Source organism: Rubellimicrobium arenae (assembly GCF_017916275.1).
Lineage (GTDB): Bacteria > Pseudomonadota > Alphaproteobacteria > Rhodobacterales > Rhodobacteraceae > Rubellimicrobium > Rubellimicrobium arenae.
Genome location: NZ_JAFMST010000007.1, coordinates 98,036 through 115,896 on the forward strand (window position 1 = coordinate 98,036; position 17,861 = coordinate 115,896).

General features: G+C 68.3%; 14 protein-coding genes. 5 read left to right on the forward strand and 9 right to left on the reverse strand.

The annotated features are described in order from the left end of the window. Positions 1 to 47: 47 nt before the first annotated feature. The 5 genes from J3P31_RS12380 to J3P31_RS12400 form a co-directional block, all read right to left on the reverse strand. Positions 48 to 1,097, reverse strand: a complete 1,050-nt coding sequence (locus J3P31_RS12380) for a glycosyltransferase family 2 protein (RefSeq protein WP_210528775.1) — start codon at positions 1,095 to 1,097, stop codon at positions 48 to 50. Positions 1,098 to 1,146: 49 nt separating this feature from the next. After that, on the reverse strand, positions 1,147 to 2,598 hold the full coding sequence (locus tag J3P31_RS12385) for an O-antigen ligase family protein (RefSeq protein ID WP_210528776.1): 1,452 nt from the start codon (positions 2,596 to 2,598) through the stop codon (positions 1,147 to 1,149). Positions 2,599 to 2,694: 96 nt separating this feature from the next. Continuing rightward, positions 2,695 to 3,939, reverse strand: a complete 1,245-nt coding sequence (locus tag J3P31_RS12390; protein ID WP_210528777.1) for a right-handed parallel beta-helix repeat-containing protein — start codon at positions 3,937 to 3,939, stop codon at positions 2,695 to 2,697. 111 nt (positions 3,940 to 4,050) lie between these two features. Continuing rightward, positions 4,051 to 4,968: a hypothetical protein gene (locus J3P31_RS12395; protein ID WP_210528778.1), complete on the reverse strand. Its 918-nt coding sequence runs from the start codon at positions 4,966 to 4,968 to the stop codon at positions 4,051 to 4,053. Between the two features lie 11 nt (positions 4,969 to 4,979). Continuing rightward, positions 4,980 to 6,395: an oligosaccharide flippase family protein gene (locus J3P31_RS12400; protein WP_210528779.1), complete on the reverse strand. Its 1,416-nt coding sequence runs from the start codon at positions 6,393 to 6,395 to the stop codon at positions 4,980 to 4,982. Between the two features lie 179 nt (positions 6,396 to 6,574). Here J3P31_RS12400 and J3P31_RS12405 point away from each other — a divergent pair, with 179 nt between their 5' ends. The 3 genes from J3P31_RS12405 to J3P31_RS12415 are packed head-to-tail and all read left to right on the forward strand — an operon-like array spanning position 6,575 to position 9,874. Then, on the forward strand, positions 6,575 to 7,816 hold the full coding sequence (locus J3P31_RS12405; RefSeq protein ID WP_210528780.1) for a Coenzyme F420 hydrogenase/dehydrogenase, beta subunit C-terminal domain: 1,242 nt from the start codon (positions 6,575 to 6,577) through the stop codon (positions 7,814 to 7,816). Between the two features lie 26 nt (positions 7,817 to 7,842). After that, positions 7,843 to 9,021 carry a polysaccharide pyruvyl transferase family protein gene (locus J3P31_RS12410; RefSeq protein WP_210528781.1) on the forward strand — a complete coding sequence of 393 codons (1,179 nt, stop codon included), beginning with the start codon at positions 7,843 to 7,845 and terminating at the stop codon, positions 9,019 to 9,021. Further along, positions 9,014 to 9,874, forward strand: coding sequence for a glycosyltransferase family 2 protein (locus J3P31_RS12415; RefSeq protein ID WP_210528782.1), 861 nt, complete (start codon positions 9,014 to 9,016; stop codon positions 9,872 to 9,874). The genes J3P31_RS12410 and J3P31_RS12415 overlap by 8 nt, the downstream gene beginning before the upstream one ends. A 3-nt stretch (positions 9,875 to 9,877) precedes the next feature. Here J3P31_RS12415 and J3P31_RS12420 read toward each other — a convergent pair whose 3' ends face one another. The 4 genes from J3P31_RS12420 to J3P31_RS12435 all read right to left on the reverse strand — a co-directional run bounded on the left by J3P31_RS12420 (position 9,878) and on the right by J3P31_RS12435 (position 14,052). Further along, positions 9,878 to 10,420 (reverse strand): acyltransferase, encoded by a 543-nt coding sequence (locus tag J3P31_RS12420; RefSeq protein WP_210528783.1) that lies wholly within the window; start codon positions 10,418 to 10,420, stop codon positions 9,878 to 9,880. Between the two features lie 284 nt (positions 10,421 to 10,704). After that, a complete protein-coding gene (locus J3P31_RS12425; protein ID WP_210528784.1) occupies positions 10,705 to 11,544 on the reverse strand; it encodes a CpsD/CapB family tyrosine-protein kinase in 840 nt (279 codons plus the stop codon). 10 nt (positions 11,545 to 11,554) lie between these two features. Further along, a complete protein-coding gene (locus J3P31_RS12430) occupies positions 11,555 to 13,153 on the reverse strand; it encodes a GumC family protein (RefSeq protein ID WP_210528785.1) in 1,599 nt (532 codons plus the stop codon). Positions 13,154 to 13,155: 2 nt separating this feature from the next. Continuing rightward, the gene (locus tag J3P31_RS12435; RefSeq protein WP_210528786.1) at positions 13,156 to 14,052 is read right to left on the reverse strand and encodes an ExeA family protein; all 897 of its coding nucleotides are present in this window, start codon (positions 14,050 to 14,052) and stop codon (positions 13,156 to 13,158) included. Positions 14,053 to 14,403: 351 nt separating this feature from the next. On the opposite strand from J3P31_RS12435, the gene J3P31_RS12440 reads away from it, so the two are divergent. After that, positions 14,404 to 15,111 (forward strand): sugar transferase, encoded by a 708-nt coding sequence (locus J3P31_RS12440; protein WP_246849488.1) that lies wholly within the window; start codon positions 14,404 to 14,406, stop codon positions 15,109 to 15,111. 76 nt (positions 15,112 to 15,187) lie between these two features. Then, a complete protein-coding gene (locus J3P31_RS12445; RefSeq protein WP_210528787.1) occupies positions 15,188 to 17,755 on the forward strand; it encodes a tetratricopeptide repeat protein in 2,568 nt (855 codons plus the stop codon). Positions 17,756 to 17,861 lie beyond the last annotated feature (106 nt).

Consider the following 17,861-nt stretch of genomic DNA (forward strand, 5'->3'; position numbering starts at 1 on the left):
GGGCTTTCGCCGACTCACCGCCGACGATGCCCAGAGTTTAGGCTCGCTTAGGAAGCTGTGCGGCCAAAGGCCAAGGCACGGGCCTCGGGCGACAGGCGCGAGCGGACCGAGCTGGGAGGCGGAAGGTTCAGCGATCCCGCCATGATCGTCCAGGCTTCAAGGCCGTGTCCCTTCGCCGCGAGCTGCCCCGCCTTGTAGAGCGAGTAGACCAGCCCGATCGGGAGCGACCACGGCCGGAAGCGCCGCAGGAACAGCATCCGGCCCCGGTGCTTGAAGTAGAGCGAGAACGGCGACGCCGGCCGCCCGATCGACGGCGAGCCGATCGCGGTGCCCGCGCGGTGATAGACGAACGCCTCGGGGCAATAGGCCAGGGGCAACGCCCCCCGGCGCAGCGCCCAGTCCACCTCCTCGTAATAAAGGAAGTAGTCCTCCCGCATCGGACCCACCGCCTCGTAGAAGGCGCGGGACACGACCATGCTCGCTCCGGTGATGAAGTCGAGCGCGGTGGGATCGGGCGGCGGGGTGGTGTCGTGCGGCTTGAACTGGTTCACGTTGCCGGTGACGCCCGTCGTCCACTTCACGTAGCCGCCATCGAGCTGGATGCGGTCAGATGTGTCGGCCAGGTAGATCAGCCGCCCTCCCATCAGGCCGAAGCCGGCGGACGCCGTGGCAAAGGCGCGGGCGGCGCCGGGGGCGACCACGCTGTCGGGATTGAGCACCCAGAACCGGTCCAGTTCCGGCAGGCCGGCGAGATGGCTCAGCCCACGGTTCACGCCCGCCGCAAAGCCGCCGTTCACGCCCGTCTCGATCAGGGTGATGCAGTGCCCCTCGGCGGGCAGGCGGTCGCCCGGGCCGTAAAGGGTCACCGGCTTGGGCGTGGCGTCCCAGGAGAACGGGACGTCGGTCGGCGCCGCATAGCCGCTCCGTCCCGCGGCCCAGTCCTTCAGCACGGTCACGGTGTCATCGGTGGAGTCATTGTCCACCACCGAGATCAGGAGCCGCACGTCCCTGGCCGCCAGGAGGCTTTCCAGGCAGTCGAGGATGACGTCCGAGGAGTTGAAGGAGACGATAACGACGCCAAGGGCAGGCAGGGTCATGGAAGCTCGCGGCTGGTCAGGGGGACGGGGGGCAGGCGGCCTGGGCCGGTCAGGGGGTGCGGCGCCTCATCGGCTGAACAGGCGGAAAGCGGGTGTAGCCTCCGCTGGCCAGGCCTGCGGGCCGGGGGATCGCTCCGGACTGTGGCGGGCGAAGGCTCGGCCCGGCGCCGACCCGGGGCGTCGGGGCAGCCTCGCCGGACGCGGGGGGTTGGTAGGTGATGAGCCACATGCCGCTCCCGAAGGTGAAGAAGACGTAGGAGTAGATGCTGCTCCAGATATGCACGGTGCAAAGGGTGAAGCTGAGACCCAGGATCGTGAACACCCAGCCACGGCGGATGTGCAGCACCACGGAGTCGGCGTCGAAGTTGCGCCGCATCACCTGGGCGGTGGCGAGCGCATAGCCTACGGCCAGCAGCAGGAAGCCCGGGATGCCGTAGCGGACGCCCATGACGAGCCAGAAGTTGTCCATGCTTCCCGACACCATGAAGCGCGGGCGCACCCAGTCGTTCAGGCCGATGCCGAAGATCGGATTGGCCCAGACGTTCACCATGCCCCATTCGAAGATGATGCCACGCCAGTAGGCGGTATGCGAGGAGAAGGTCGCATAGGTCATCAGCACCTTGATCGGGGACCGGTTCGAGAAGAGATCGACCCCGATGTAGAAGAGCACGAACAGTCCGAAGAGGATCCACCACCGCTGCTTCACGGGCGCGAAGATCCACGACCAGGCGAACAGGCCGAACTGGAGGAAGATCGCCAGCAGCGCCCCGCTCGAGAGCGCCAGGAACCCCGAGCCCGCGACGACCATGCTGCTGAGGTAGCGCCAGATCGTTCCCGAGATCCCCCTGAGGGCGACGAAGGACATCGAGAGCGCCACCGAGCAGAACAGCCCGAAGTGGATCGGGTGCGCGAAGGTCAGCTGCACGCGTTCAAGGCCCATGCGCTTGTCGGCATTGCTGATCGTCACGCTGCTCAGGCCCGGCACCTTGCGGATCGTCTCGACGATGATCGGGTGGCCGGTCAGGGTTTCATAAAGCGTGAACGGCAGCATCAGGAGGATGATGAAGACGAGACGCCGGCTCAGCGCCAGGAAGGCCTCGGGCGTCCGGACATAGGCGCGGCCGATCAGGTAACCCCCCAGGAACTCGAGGCCGACGGAGCCCGCCTGCTCGATCACCTTGTCGGGGTTGTTGTAGGCTAGGGCGATGATGGCCCAGAAGATGTGGGCGATGAACAGGTAGTCCGTCGGAAGGATCGGGCCGTAGCGCTTGGCCAGGAGGTTGATCAGGAGCGGAATGACCATGATCAGCAGCACAAGCCGCAGCGACGTCATGGCCAGCGGCCCCAGTTGGAAGCCGATCGGCAGGATCGCGGCATAGACGTAGATCGACGCCTGCCAGGGCAGCTTCGACTTCCTCAGGGCCGCCCTGCGCTCGGGCGTGAGCGGGGCGCCCGACGCCGGGTTTATGCTTCGACCGGGAATATCCTCGAGCACGGCCACGGCCTGGGTGATCCTTTCACTCGGGAGCGTATCGGCGGACGTTGTATCCGCCTTGGCGGGCGAATGCGACCCCGGCCCGACACAGGACGCCGGCGGTCATCGCGCCAGGACCATCAGGGGCGCGCCGATGCCCGTGCCGTCGAGCGGGCCGCCCGGCTTGGGCAGGAAGGACGCGGGATTGACGGGGTCCCCCCCGACGAAGACGGCCCCATAGAAGCCCGGCTCCATGCGGGTCCGGCCCTGGACGAACAGGTTGTCGGCCACCGTCCAGTCGCGCTGGTCCTCGGCGCCCACGATCTTGGAGACCACGTTTCCCATGACCCGCACGTTCGTGGATTCTGGCGTGACGCGGATCTGGGGCGTCCAGAGCGCGGTGTTGTCCTTCTCGCCCTTGGAGGTCGGGTTCTGGACCACGGTGTTGTTCAGGATGGAAAGCCCCGTGGCCTGCCCCACCGTGATGCCGTGAAGGTGGGCGTTCAGGATGAAGTTCCCCTCGATCGTGACGTTGCGGTAGAACATCTCGGGCCCGGCCCGGCCGCGGTCCACCTGCTCGTTCCGCATGAAGATCGACTGGGTGAACAGGCCCCGCCCCGAGTTGAGGAGGTTGCCCCGGATCTGGATGTCCTCGGACGGGGCGTCGGTCCTGTTGGTCCAGAACTGGATCATGTCGGCGTGGTCCTTGGAGGTGGCCGACCGGGCGAAGTCGTGGATGTGGTTACCCTGGATCAGCACCTGCTGGACCTGCGCGAAGTCCATTCCGTCGGACCGGATGTCATGGACGTCGTTGCGCTGGATGGTGATGCCCCGGCTGCGCGAGACGAGAAGGCCGCGCGCGAACCCGCGGATGATGTTGTCCTCGAGGGTGACGTCCGAGGAACCGGTCACGCTCAGCCCGAAGCCGGCCGGGAAGCCGTCGAGGCTCGGATCGTCGTCCTGCGCCACGTCGCCATCGAAGACGCCGTTGCGAACGACGATGCCTTCCGAGCCCGAAATGCGGAACGGCCGGTAATGACGCGCATCGCCCGGCGTGAAGGTGTAGTCGAACAGGATCCCGTCCAGGACGACGTTGTGGACGCCGGACAGGCCCATCGAGGAAAAGCGCGGCGGATCGGAGGGGTCGGCCGCGGTCAGCACGAGAGGCTGCCCATCGGGCCAGGATGTCTTCTGCAAGGACAGGCCGCCCCAGTCGCCGCCTGCCAGGCGGAGGACGCCCCCGTCCTTGGCGGCCTCGAGGGCGCCGGCCAGGTCCCCGGGCCCGTTCAGGGTCATGTCCGCATCCGCCCGTCCGTTGCCCGCCGCGAGCAGCAAGGCCGTCAGGATCATGGCACCAAGATGTCGCATCGTTCCCTCCAGGAGCGGGGCCGCGGCCGTAGTCTGGCGCAGGATCGGCGGTTCGGCCAGACCGCGGCGCCGTCGGATGGGCGGGGGCCTGCCGGCGCCCCGGCCCATGCCTTATTTATAGCTCGTCAGATCGACCGGGTGGCGGACGAGGTCCCTGAGCCGGGCGTTGCTGGCCGCGTAATGGCCTGCGAACCGGCTGCGGACATAGTCGCTGACGGGAGTCCGCGCCTTGAACATGCTGTTCACGAAGGGTCGGCGCAGGAGGTAGCTCGTGCCCTTGAAGACCGAGTCGGATGCCGGGCCGAGCGAGATGGCCGGGGTCCTGTCGAGGGCGGATGTCCTGATGTGGTTGACCCGGCGGAGCACGGGCACCGCATATTCCGGATCGCTGGCTCCCCGGACCTTCCGGGCCTCCGGCGACAGCCCCTGGAACCCTGTATTGCCCGCGAACTCGGCCAGGGATGCCGCCGTGTCGTCCATCGCCTTCCTCAGCCCTTCCTGGGGAAGGACGAAGACGTTCTCGGCGCCGAAGAGGTCCTGGTAAAGCCCGACCAGCCGGTCGTATTCGAAGTGCTCGGGCGCGAAGCCGAAATAGCCAAGCTCGCTTTCCCCGTCGAAGAACCGGGCGATCGGCATGGTGCCGCCGCGCCGGATGTACTGCATGTAGACGGACGGCAGGATCCGGGTCTGTTCACGGATCGAGACCAGGATGCGCGCGTCGGGCGCCACGTCGCGAAGGCGGCGGGCGTAGTCGTCGCTTTCGCGTCCTCCGAAGAAGGGATTTCCCGAGATGAGCTCGGACGAGATCACGGGCGTCTCGTTGTCAGGGACCTGGGCCCGGCGCTCGGCGATCAGGTCGCGCATGGCGTCCGGCGCGAACTGGAGGCCATGCGGCCGCAGGAGCCCGTCGAACACCTCCTTGTGGGAGAGGACCTGCCGGTAGCCGTGCACCGGTGTGAACAGCGCGTTCTGCATCCAGGTCGTGGCGGTCTTGTGGTACCCCACATGGAGAAGGAGCGGACGCGTCATACGATTCCTCTTCAGCTCTCGGACTTCTTGACGAACGCAGCGACGAGACGGCTGCGGAGCGCACCCATCGAGGCGAGTTGCAGGGCGAATGCGCAGACCACGGCGACGGCCGGCACCCAGACGGGCAGCGTGGGCATCAGCACCGGCAGCGTGCCGACCACGAGCAGCAGGACCGTGGACAGGAGCGCCGGGACCAAGGGCCGCAGCGACACGGCCAGCCGGCTTTCCACCAGATAGAGCGAGACGATGTAGCCCACCGACTCGCCCAGGATCGCGATCCAGATGATCGTGACGAGGCCATAGCCCTGAAGGAGGGCGATCCAGGCCAGCGGGAGCGAGACGAGGCGCACGAGGTTCGCCAGCGGCGCATTGCCGCTCCGCCCGACTGCCAGCGCCACCACGGAGCTGCCGCTCTTGAAGACGCGGGCCGCCTGCATGACGGCCATGAGGCCGAGCAGCGGCACCAGCGCGGCGTATTTCTCGCCCAGCGCGAACTCCACGAACGGCTGCCCGGCCAGGACGGTCGCCAGGACCAGCACGCCCCCGTTCAGGAGGCCGGCCTGGAGCGTTGCGTCGGCCAGCTCGGTGAAGCGGCGCCGCGCGCCCTCCCCTTCCCGGTGCGCGGCACTGGACAGGCGCGGGAGGAAGAAGTTCTGGACGCTCTTGGCCATGACCAGCGTGGGGGTGAGCGTGAGGGTCGTGCCCATGCTGAAGATGGCCAGGGCTTCCATCCCCAGCACGCGCCCGACCATGATGCGGTCGCCGTTGAACACCAGGAACAGCAGCACGTTGTTGGCCAGCAGCGGCCAGCCGAAGCTGAGGCTCCCCCGGATGATCTCCCGGTCGAAGGCCAGCCGGTAGCGACGCTCGGCCACGACATGCGAGGTGAGCATGCCCAGGACGCCCTGCAGCAGGTTGGCCCAGAGCAGGGCGCGCCAGTCGCCGAACCACATCGCCAGCGGCCAGACGGCCAGAAGCGACCCCAGCGCCGGCACCAGCCCCACGATGAGCATGGGGCCGAACACCATGCGCCGGTTCATGCGATAGATGTCGAAGTGGGTCAGGGCGTTGAGGAGGGGCACCACCGCCATGACCTGATGGCCCCAGGTCGCCTGCGGCACGTTCATGAAATCGGCGATGAACGGCGCGAGCAGGAACAGCAGGATCGAGGACATCATGCCGCGGAAGACCTGGAAGCCCTGGAGCGCGGCCTGGAAATGCGGGTCGTCCCCGTTCTTGGCCTGCACGATCTGCTGCTGGAGCCCGATGGACGACACCATCTCGATGACCGCCATGGCGATGGCGAAGGTCGAGGCCACGCCATAGTCGGCCACGGGGATGAGCCGCGCCACGAGGAGGTTGCGAACAAGCAGCAACACGGAGGCCAGGGCGTTCCCTGACAGGATCAGCAGAGCGGAGCGGAGCATCGAGGACGGGAGGCCTTCCAGCTGCGGCGCGGCGACGCCGGGACAGGACCGCTTGTTTCCGACAAAACAGGCCGGGGTCAAGTTGCCGTTCCCCGTTCGGGATCATAAAGATGACATCGGCCTGTTTCCCGACACGCGTCTAGTCGGCCCGCCCCTTCTTTGAAAGAATCCGTTCATCCATGACGATCCCCTCCGTTCCGTCCGCGCCCTCCCTTGCCCGCGTCGCCCGTGGCGACACCTGTTCGGGCTGCGGAGCCTGCGCCGCCATCGCGGCCGGCAAGGTGGCGATGCACGTCGCCACGCCCGGTTACCTGCGCCCCGTCCAGTCCGCCCCCCTGACCCCCGAGGAGGACAAGGCGATCTGGAACGTCTGCCCCGGCCTCGTGGAGCGGGTGGAGGCCGATGGCCGCACCGACGACGCCCTCTGGGGCCCTTATGTCTCGATGCGCCTGGGCTGGTCCACCGATGACGCGGTCCGCCACGCCGGCGCGTCGGGCGGGGCGCTGTCGGCCATGCTGCTGCACCTCGTGGACAGCGGGGTCGTGGACGCCGTGATCGAAACGACGGCGGCGGCCGACCTCGCGATCGGCAACGCCCCCGTGGTCACGACCGACCGCGACGGCATCATCGCGGCGGCCGGCTCGCGCTATGCCCCTTCCGCCCCGCTGGCCGACCTGCGCGACCGGCTGGCCGACCACCGGGCGACGGGTCGCCGCTTCGCCTTCGTGGGCAAGCCATGCGACGCCGCCGCGATGGCCGCGCTGCGGACCGTCGACCCGGAGGTGGCGGCCGCCGTGCCGGTGATCCTGTCGTTTTTCTGCGCGGGCGTGCCCTCGCACACTGGCGGGCGGGCCGTCCTGGCGGCGCTGGGGGCCGAGGAAGCGCGCACGCGCAGCTTCCGGTATCGCGGCAACGGCTGGCCGGGGCGCGCGACGGCGGTGCTCGACGACGGCACCGAGACGTCGATGAGCTATCACGAAAGCTGGGGCAAGATCCTCTCGCGCCATGTCCAGCACCGGTGCAAGATCTGCCCGGACGGGACCGGATCCCTGGCCGACATCGTCTGCGCCGACGCCTGGGAAAGCGACGCCGAAGGCTATCCCATGTTCGAGGAACAGCCCGGCGTCAGCCTGATGGTGGCGCGAACGGCTCTGGGCGAGCGGTTGATCGCCGAGGCCCAGGCAGCCGGGCGGATCGGGACCGGGCCCTTCGACGTCGCGACCCTGGCCGCCATCCAGCCCGGCCAGCGCGAACGCCGCCGCGGCCTCGCGGCACGGCTTCTGGCGCTCCGTCTGGTGGGGCGACCCGTGCCGCGCTACGAAGGCCTCCGAATCGTCGCTGCGGCGCGGCAGAATCCGCTCAAGCGCAATGTGAGGAACTTCCTCGGCATGGTCCGGCGCACCGCCAAGCGTCCGGGCTGAGCCCGACCGGCCTGGAAAGCGAGGCAATGCCCCCAAGACCGATCCGCGTTTGCCTGATCATGCACTCCACCCGCTCCGACAACCTCGGGGTGGGGGCTCTCACGGTGTCCGAGATCGAGATCCTGCGCGGGCTGGCGCGGGACATGGGCCGCGACCTGGACGTCACGGTGCTCGACTTCAAGGACGCGCGCGAACCCTATGTCTCGGGGCCGGACATCCGGATCGTGCCCTTCGACCGGCAGGCCATGACCCGGCCAAGCGGGTTCCTCGCCCTCGCGCGCGTTTCGGACATGGTGATCGACATCGGAGCGGGCGACAGCTTCGCGGACATCTACGGGGCAAGCCGGCTCCGGCGGATGTTCGTGCTCAAGGCCATCACGCATCTGGCGGGAACGCCTCTGGTGATGGCCCCGCAGACGATCGGCCCCTTCACCAAGCGCGGCTCACGCCTCGCGGCCCGGCTGTTCCTCCGTCGCGCCGCCGTCGTGGCATCCCGGGACAGGCCGTCCACCGAGGCTGCCCACGCGCTTGGCCGACGCGACGTCATCGAAGCGTCGGACGTGGCGCTGCGCCTGCCCTACACCCCCCCTGCCCCGCGCGACGGCGGCCCGGTCAAGGTGGGGATCAACGTGTCGGGGCTGCTGATGGCGGGCGGCTACACGGGCAAAAACGACTTCGGGCTCCGCACCGACTACCCGGGCCTGGTGCGCCGGCTTATAAGTCACTTCCAGGACCACCCCGACCGCTGCGAGGTGCACCTCGTGCCGCATGTGATCGTCCGCTCCGGCCACAAGGTGGGCGAGGACGACCTGGCGGTCAGCCGGACGCTGGCGGAGGAGTTTCCGGGCACGGTCCTCGCCCCGGCCTTCGCGTCGCCCTCCGACGCCAAGAGCTACATCGCGGGTCTCGATTTCTTCATGGGCGCGCGGATGCACGCCTGCATCGCCGCCTTCTCCTCCGGCGTCCCGGTGATCCCCATGGCCTATTCCCGGAAGTTCGCGGGACTCTTCGGGTCCTTGGGCTACGACCGGACGGTGGATTGCACCGGCGAGGAGGCCAGCGCCATCCTCGGCAAGATCGCCGCCGCCTTCGAGGAGCGCGCGACCCTCGCGCGCGAAGCCGACAAGGCGCTGAAGCTCGGCCTCGAGAAGCTCGGGGCCTATGAGACGGCCCTGCGCCGCCTGATGGAGGGAACCCGTGCCTGAAGCCGCAGTCGTCATCCCTCATTACAACGACGTCCAACGGCTCGAACGCTGCCTTGCGGCGCTGATGCCGCAGGTCACGCCCGAGGTCGAAGTGGTCGTCGTCGACAACGGCTCGACCGAGTCGCTCGATGGCGTCCGGGCAGCCCATCCCGCGCTTCGGATCGTGACCGAGACCCGCAAGGGCGCTGCGCTGGCGCGCAACCGGGGCGTGGCCGAGACCACCGCGCTATGGATTTACTTCCTGGACTGCGACTGTGTCCCCGCGTCCGATTGGCTCGCGACCGCGCATCGGGTGCGGACCAATGGCGATGCGGTCGGCGGGACGATCACGCTCTTTGACGAGACGCCCGGCCCCCGTTCAGGGGCCGAGGCGTTCGAGACCGTCTTCGCCTTCGACAACCGCAGCTACATCGAGACCAAAGGGTTCTCGGCCACCGCGAACCTGCTGACCAGCCGGGCGGTCTGGGACAGGGTCGGCGAGTTCCGGACCGGGCTGTCCGAGGATCTGGACTGGTGCCATCGCGCCCGGGACGCGGGCTTCCGCTTGGTCCACGCTGACGATCTGCGGGTGTCCCACCCGACGCGGTCGAACTGGCCCGCCCTCGAGAAGAAGTGGCGCCGGCTCACGGTCGAGACCTGGGAGCTGCGGCCCCGGAACGTGACGGCCCGGGTGGGCTGGGCGGGACGGGGCCTTGCCATGATCCCGTCGATCGCGGCGCATTCCGTCAAGGTGATGAGGAGCCCCAGGCTCCATGGCATGGCCGAGCGGCGAGCGGCGCTGGGCACGTTGGCCCGGATCAGGCTCCGCCGCTGCGCGTGGATGCTGGGTCAGGCTGTCGGCCTGGATCCCTGAGGGTCAGGACCGCATCCGGATCACGCGGGCGGGGACGCCTGCGGCGATGGCTCCGGCGGGAATGTCCTTGGTCACGACGGACCCCGCCCCGATCACGCAGCCGGCGCCCAGCGTGACCCCGGCGGTGATGACAGACTTGGTTCCGATCCAGCAGTCGGGGCCGATGATGACGTCCCGCTCGATCATCTCCTGATCGATGATCCGCGCCCCTGCGGCCAGCCCGTAATCCGCCGCCGTGACAAAGCAGCCCGGGCCGAAGGTCGTCCGCTCCCCCACCCGGATCCACGAACTCGACTTCCCGGCCCAGAGCGCCGTGTATTCGCCAAGCTGCACCTGATCGCCCAGGCTGATCCGCTCGGCGTTGCGGAAGGACGTGTTGGGCGCCAACCGGACCCCCTGCCCCAGCGTCATCTGCCGGCGCGGGCGGACGTGGCTATAGCCGTAGTAGTGCAGCATCCGGAACGGATGCACGAGGACCATCGGATCGAGGAACGAGCTGAACAGGTTGGCGATGCGCCCCCGCAGGGTGCGTTTCTTGACGGGCATCTTGGGCGTCTGACCTTTTCTGATGGGATCGAAGCCGAGGCGGCCAGAGGGTACTGGCCTTTGAACCCGGGCACCAGCAGGGCCGCGTTGCGCGCCCGTGCCGCCCGGCGACCATGCGCCCAGGGCGGCAGGCCGTCGAAACGCCGGCTGGCTCGTGCCACGACATGCGGCACGCCTCGCCCGATCCGCCATCCGGCCGCGCCCGGTTCGACGACCGGCCGCCACCGCACGCCACGATCCTGGGATGCCGGACGGCCAAAGGGCCAAGGCCTGCCGCCGCGGCCCTATTCGTCGTAGGCGTAGTCCTTGCCCAGGTAGCGGCACTTGTTCACCACCACCCCCATGACGTTGGTGCGCGTTGCCAGTTCCCGCTCACAGGCGTCGATCTCGGCCACGGTGGTCGTCCCGGCCCCGGCGATGATCAGCACGGCGTCCGTGTGCGCCGCGAAGGCCATGACATCGTCCCCCGTGAGCGTGGGCGGCATGTCGAACAGGACCACGTGGGGGGCAAGGCTCGCCTCCAGCACGTCCAGCGCTTCGGCCGCGCTCCGCGACTGGAACAGCTCGGCCGCGTTGTGCCGCGGCTCGGGGTTCAGCAGCACCGCGAGGTTGGGACGCAGCCGGATGGCGACGTCCGACAGGGGCGTCCGACCGGCCAGGAAATCACCGACGCTGCCCTGAGGCTTGATTCCCAGCATCTGCGCGATGGACGGACGGCGAAGATCCGCCTCGACCACGGCCACGCGGAGTTCCGGCTGTCGCGCCAGGCTGAAGGCCAGGTTGAGGCAGACCGTGCTCTTGCCGCAGTTGGGCCCGGGCGAGGTGACGCCGACACGCCGCCACTTGCTGGAGTCGAGCTGGTGCAGGAGCTTCGTCCGCATCATGTCGAAGCGCACGGCGTCCCGGTTCCGCTCGGCGGTGACGATGTGCGACCGGATCAGCGCCCGGGGCGGAAGCGAGACTTCGCGAAGCCCATACCATTGGGCCGAGATCTTGTCGGCCTCGGATGTCGCCGCCGAAGGGGCGCCCGCCGCCTCGGTCGTGGGGCGAACCACCTCCTCGACGGGGCCGTCGCCCTGACGGGCGGCACGGGCCTTCTCGATGGCGTGCTGGATGCGTTCCATGTCTCTGTCCTCAGCCCAGCATGTCTTCGATGGCCGCGAAGCGGTTGGCCAACTGTTCCAGCACATGGTCGGCCACCCGGTCGAGAGGCACGATCTGGCTGTGAATGATCCAGAGCGACCCCGGGATCAGGAACAGGATGACCACGAGCGCGGCAATGATCCGCAGCCGCCGACGGCGCACGTCATAGGCCGTGCGGATCAACGGAAGGGCGGCGAAGGGCTGGATCCCCAGCCGGTTCGTGAGCTCGATGGGACGCCGGATGGAGCGGTCGCTGAATTCCAGCAGCGCCACCAGCGCAAGTCCCAGGAACAGGCCGCCGCCCAGCCCGCCGGCCGCGATGATGGGCCGGTTCGGGCTGACCGGGGAGGCCGGGGGAATCGCCTGCTCGATGACCGAGATGCGCTGCCCCTTGGACAGGGTCTCGATCATCTGGCCGGTCTGGGCCACGGCGCGCCGCTGCACGGCCTGATCGTACTGCGCCCGCGTGTTGTCGTAGTCGCGTTGCAGCTCGTCCAGCGAGATCCCGTTGCGGGGCGTGGCATCGATCGTGGTCTGCAGCTCGGCCATGTTGGCTTCGATCTGCGACCGCTGCTGCCCAAGGGCCTGGATCTGCGCGTCGAGATCGGCCAGCTGCAGCTCATAGGCCGAGTTCGCCGAATTCGGCGCGTCCACCGGCGTCACGCCGCGGCTGGCCGCCACCTGCGCCTCGAGAGCGGCGATCTGGCCTTGCAGCAACCTCACCCGGGGGTTGGTGGGCGACAGCACGGCCTGCGCCGAGGTCAGCTGGTTGCGAAGATCGAGAAGCTGCCGTTCCTCGGGGGTGGTCGGTTCGGCCGGAGCGGCCACGGCGGCCACGTTGCCCGTCGACTCGTAGATCTGGACGAGCTGCTGCCGGCGGTCCCTCAGGGCCGCCTCGTCGCGTTGAAGGCCGACCAGACGCTCCTGCTCCGCCACCAGCTGGCTGCGACGGAATTCGAGGCTGTCCGGAAGGGCGTCGTGATTGGCCTCCTGGAACGCCTGGATGGCGGCCCCCTTGCTCTTCAGCTCCTGGTCGAGCCGGTCGACCTCCTGGGTGAAGAAGTCGAGCGTCTGGTCCGCCGTCTGGGTGCGGATCTCCACGTTCTCGCTCAGGATGAGCGTGACGACCTCGTTCACCACGGAGGCGGCGAGCTGGGCCGTCGGAGCCGTGAAGCTGACGGTCACGAGCGTGGCCGAGGGGGCCTCCCGCCGGCTTCCGCTGCCCCCGCTGGTCACGATGGAGATGCGCCGGCGCATGTCGCCGACGATCGCGTCGGCCGCCATCCGCACCGGGGCCTGCCCGGGCCGGGGCGCATAGACGTTCAGGCGGTTCGCCATGTCCAGCAGGTTCTCGCGCGTGAGGATGCGCTGCTGGATGACCTGCAACTGCTCGGCGGCGCCGATCCGGACCGTGGAGGCCGCCAGTTCCCCCGGGATCTGCTCGGGTTCCACGACAAGGGTCGCCTGCGCGTAATAGACCGGCGGCAGAAGCACGGCCGCCGTCCCGCCGACCGTGCCGCCCAGAATGGCCAGCAGGACGACATAGTGCACCCGCCGCAGGAAGATCGACAGGTAGAACTTCAAATCCATTGTCAGCTTCCCCTCTGGGATGAGGCCTCGGTGGTCTCGAGCGGCCTGGGCGGCAGATCTATCGTCTGGCCGCCGGCGAAGAAGACCCCATCCCTCAGCACGTCCTCGACCGTTTCGCGCGACACGTGGCGCTGGTCCTTGGTGAAGCCATAGACCATCGCCAGATCGCAAAGCTGGTTGACAAGCCGCGGCACCCCCTTGGAGGCCATGTGCACCATGTCGATGGCATCCGGATCGAAGATCTGGTCCTGGGCCCCGGCCACCTGCAGCCGGTGCTTCACATAGCCGTGGACGGTCGCGCGGTCCATGGCCGGAATGTGGAAGCTGGCCGCCACCCGCTGGGCCAGCTGCGTCATGTCCGGACGACGGATCGTGTCCCGCAGCTCGGGCTGGCCCACGAGCACGAGCTGCACGAGCTCGTCCTTGTTGGAGTTGATGTTGGTGAACATCCGCAGCTCCTCGAGCGATTCGCGCGAAAGATTCTGCGCCTCGTCGAAGATCAGGATGACCCGCCGGCCGGCGGCGTACTCGGCGATGAGGTAGGCCTGGAACTGGCCGAACAGGTCGACGTAGGACGCATCGGGCGAGGCTGGCTGATCGAGGGCCAGCAGCACCCAGCGCAGAAGCTCGCCCCGGTCCCCATGAGAGTTGGTGATGAGCCCGATCCTCACATCCTCGCCCAGCGTGGCGAGGAGCTTGTAGAGGATGGTCGTCTTCCCCGCGCCCACCTCGCCCGTGATCAGGGTCACGGGCGCCCGCGTCAGGATGCCGTACTCCAGCATCGTGAAGGCACGGCGGTGCTGCTCGGACCAGAACATGAAGGAAGGGTCCGGCACCAGAGAGAAGGGCCGCTCCGACAAGCCGAAGAAGTCGATGTAGATGTCAAGACTGGTGCCCATAAGCCTTCAAGCCGCCGTCATCCCGAACTCTGGTAGCCGAGGGGGCGAAGGATGGCCAGTCAAGAACCTGGTAAGTCCCGGAATGGTTGCCGGCGCCCCATCGGACCCTACAACCAATGCCGAGGCAAGTATCATCCCGCCTAGTTTCTGATATTGATCCAGTCTGTTGCGCATCTCGGGCCAGTCCAAAGCGTATAGAATGTGTTGCAAATGCAGAATGAAGGTGCTTACCTCTATCATGAGATCATCCGGCCCGTTCGGGCTGGGGATCACCATCGCCGCCCCTGGGCGCGACGCGCCCGCGGGGGTGCGGTGCGACCACATCGGGTGTGTTGGACGCTGAGGTAGCAGATGTCGACGCAAGACCGCGATCACGCTTGGACGATGAGTGGGTCGGGCAGTTCCCTGGTTGCAGGGATCGGCAAGACCTCCGCCGGCCGACGCGCGCCCGGCGTCCTGTATCGCGCCTTCGCCAAGCGCCTGCTCGACATCTCCCTGGTCCTCTTGGTCCTTCCGATCATCCTCCCGACGGTCGTGGTCCTCGCGACGCTGGTGGCCCTGGACGGCGGCCAGCCGTTCTACACGCAGAACCGGATCGGACGCGGCGGCCGCCTCTTCCGCATGTGGAAGCTGCGCAGCATGGTCACCGACGCCGACGCGCGCCTGGAGGAGCACCTGAGGAACAACCCGACGGCCCGGGCCGAATGGGACGAGACCCAGAAGCTCAAGTCCGACCCGCGCATCACGCGCATCGGCCACATCCTTCGCAAGTGCTCGCTCGACGAACTGCCGCAGCTCTGGAACGTGCTCAAGGGCGACATGAGCCTTGTGGGTCCGCGGCCCATGATGCCGTCGCAGGCGGCGATGTATCCCGGCACGGCCTACTTCGCGCTGCGCCCCGGCGTGACCGGGCCCTGGCAGGTCAGCGAGCGGAACGAGAGTTCGTTCGCCGCCCGCGCCTCGTATGATAGCGCATATCTGAACGGTCTGTCCTTCACCCTTGACGTGAAGATCATGGTGGCGACGGTCCGGGTGATCTTGCGCGCGACCGGCTACTGACGCAAAGTGCACAGGGTTGCGGGGGAACCTGGACAGGTCCTTGCCACTCGTGTCCCTGTAGCAATGAGCCTCCATCTTGATCCGATCCAGCGTCCTGTTCGCGGCGGCCCTGTCGTCCACACTGCTTCTGACCGCCTGCGAAAGCCGCGAGGAGAAGGCTGAGCGCTACTACCAGTCCGCGCTGACCCTGCTTGAACAGGGGGACGAGGACCGGGCGCTCGTGGAGCTCCGCAACGTCTTCGAATACGATGGCTTCCACAAGGAAGCCCGCATGGCCTATGCCGACCTGCAGCTCAAGCGCGGCAACGTGGCCGAGGCCTACCGCCATTACCTGCGCCTGATCGAGCAATACCCGGACACCGCCGAGGTGCGTCTCACCCTGGCCGAGATCGCGATCGAGCAGGGCAACTGGGATGAGGCCCGGCGCCATGGCCAGGAGGCGGTCCGCCTCCTGCCCGACGACCCGCGCGCGCAGGCCATCGACCTTGCTCTCCGCTACCAGGCGGCCGTCGAAGGCAGCGACAGCGACCAGGAGGAGGAGATCGCCCGCCAGGCGCGCATCCTCCTGGCTTCGCATGAGGATCTCGAGGTGGCGCGGCGTATCGTGATCCACCGGCTGATGACCGGCCCGAATCCGACCGACGCCCTCCCCGAGCTTGACCGCGCCATCGCGGCCGAGCCGGGCTCGCTCGAGTTCAACATGGCCAAGTTCCAGCTCCTGGCCAACTCGGGCGACATGGCGGCGACCGGGGCGCAGCTCCAGTCGATGTACAAGCAGTTCCCCGACAACGAGGAAGTCCGGACGGCGCTGGTCCGCTGGTACATCGTGCAAGGGGACACCGACGGGGCCGAGACGCTCCTTCGGGAGCTGGCTGGCGACGAGAAGGGGTCCACCGACGGCTTCGTGACGCTGGTGCAGTTCCTCGAATCCGCACGTGGCTCGGATGCGGCCCGGCAGGAACTCGACAAGCTCATCACCGCCAACGAGGGCACGCCGAACGCCGATCTGTACCGGACGCTGCGCGCCAGCCTCGATTTCCAGGAGGGCCGGCAGGACGAGGCGATCGCCGCGATCGAGGACGTGCTTGGCAAGGCCGAGCCGTCCGACCAGACCCGCGACATCAAGACGACCCTGGCCCGGATGCTTTCGGCGACCGGCAACCTCACCGGCGCGCGCCAGCGCGTCGAGGAAGTCCTGACCGAGGATGCGACCAACGTCGATGCGCTGAAGCTCCGCGCCGCCTGGGCCGTCTCCGAGGACCGGCCCGGCGATGCAATCGTGGACCTTCGGACCGCCCTGTCCCAGAACTCGCGCGATATCGAGATCCTGACCCTCATGGCCGAGGCCTATGAGCGGGACGGCAACCTCGACCTTGCCGCTGAGCGTCTGGCCGCAGCCGTCGACGTCTCGAACTCGGCCGCGGAGCCGTCGCTCCGGTATGCCGACCTCCTGATCCGGCAGAACAAGCCCGCCGTGGCGGAATCCGTTCTCACGGATGCCCGTCGCGCCAACCCGGGCAGCGTGGACGTGGCGCTCCGGCTCGGTCAGCTCTGGCTCGAAGGGAACCAGCCGGACCGTGTGCAGCCGCTGATCGACCAGCTGGACCAGATCGATTCGCCTCAGGCCAAGGATGCCGCCCAAAGGCTCCGGGCCGGCGTGCTGTTCGCGCAGGACCGGACCGAGGATGGGCTGGCGATGCTGCGGTCCCTGGCTGACGCCGGCGGCGACAGCTCGGACGTGGCGCGCGCCGTGGCCGCCATGGTGCGCAACGGCAGCCAGGCCGAGGCGCGCGACTACCTTGATGGCCAGCTTGCCAAGTCGCCCGACAGCACGGACCTGCGCCTCCTCGACGCCAGCCTTCGGGCTTCCGCCGGGGAAATGGACGCCGCCGAGGCGACGCTCCGCGACATCGTCGGCAAGGAGCCCGGCAACGACAAGGCTGTCCAGCAGCTCTACTCGCTCCTGATCGCGACCCGCCGCGGGCCAGAGGCGGAGGCCGCGCTCGACGCGGGGCTGGCCGCGCAGCCCGAATCGGGGTCGCTGCGCTGGATCAAGGCCGCACTCCTTGAACAGAAGGGCGACATCTCGGGGGCGATCGAGATCTATCAGGCCCTCTACGACCAGGACACCTTCAACGTCCTGTTGGCGAACAACCTCGCCAGCCTCCTGAGCCAGCGCGCCGCCTCGTCCGAAGACCTTGACCGGGCCTTCGCCATCGCACGACGCCTGCGCGGCTCGAACGAGCCGGCCTTGCAGGACACCTATGGCTGGATTCTGTCCCAGCGCGGCGAGCACGAGGAGGCGCTGACCTACCTCCAGCCTGCCGCCGAGGCGCTCTCGAACGACCCAACCGTGCAGTTCCATCTGGGCATGACCTTGGAGGCATTGGGACGCACGGACGACGCCAGGACGGCGCTCGCCCGTTCCGTCGAGATCGGATCGACCCGGCCCTTCCCGCAACTGGACACGGCCCAGGCGGCCTTGGCCAAGCTGGGTTCAGGGGGCGAATCACCGGCCGATGGCAACTCGACCGATGAGGGGCAGGCCCCCTCCCCTGCCCCGGCCGGTGACGCCGGTGCCGCGGGCCAGACCGCCCCTGCCCAAACTGACGCGGCCCCTGCGCCGGCAACGGGAACTCCCTGACCTCACTGTGTCCTGGCGGGCGCGATGCCCGCCAAACCACGCCCGCCGGCGGTGCGGGCCTCCGGCTTGGCTTGTGTATGGGCCAACGACCGTTATCGTGACGGCA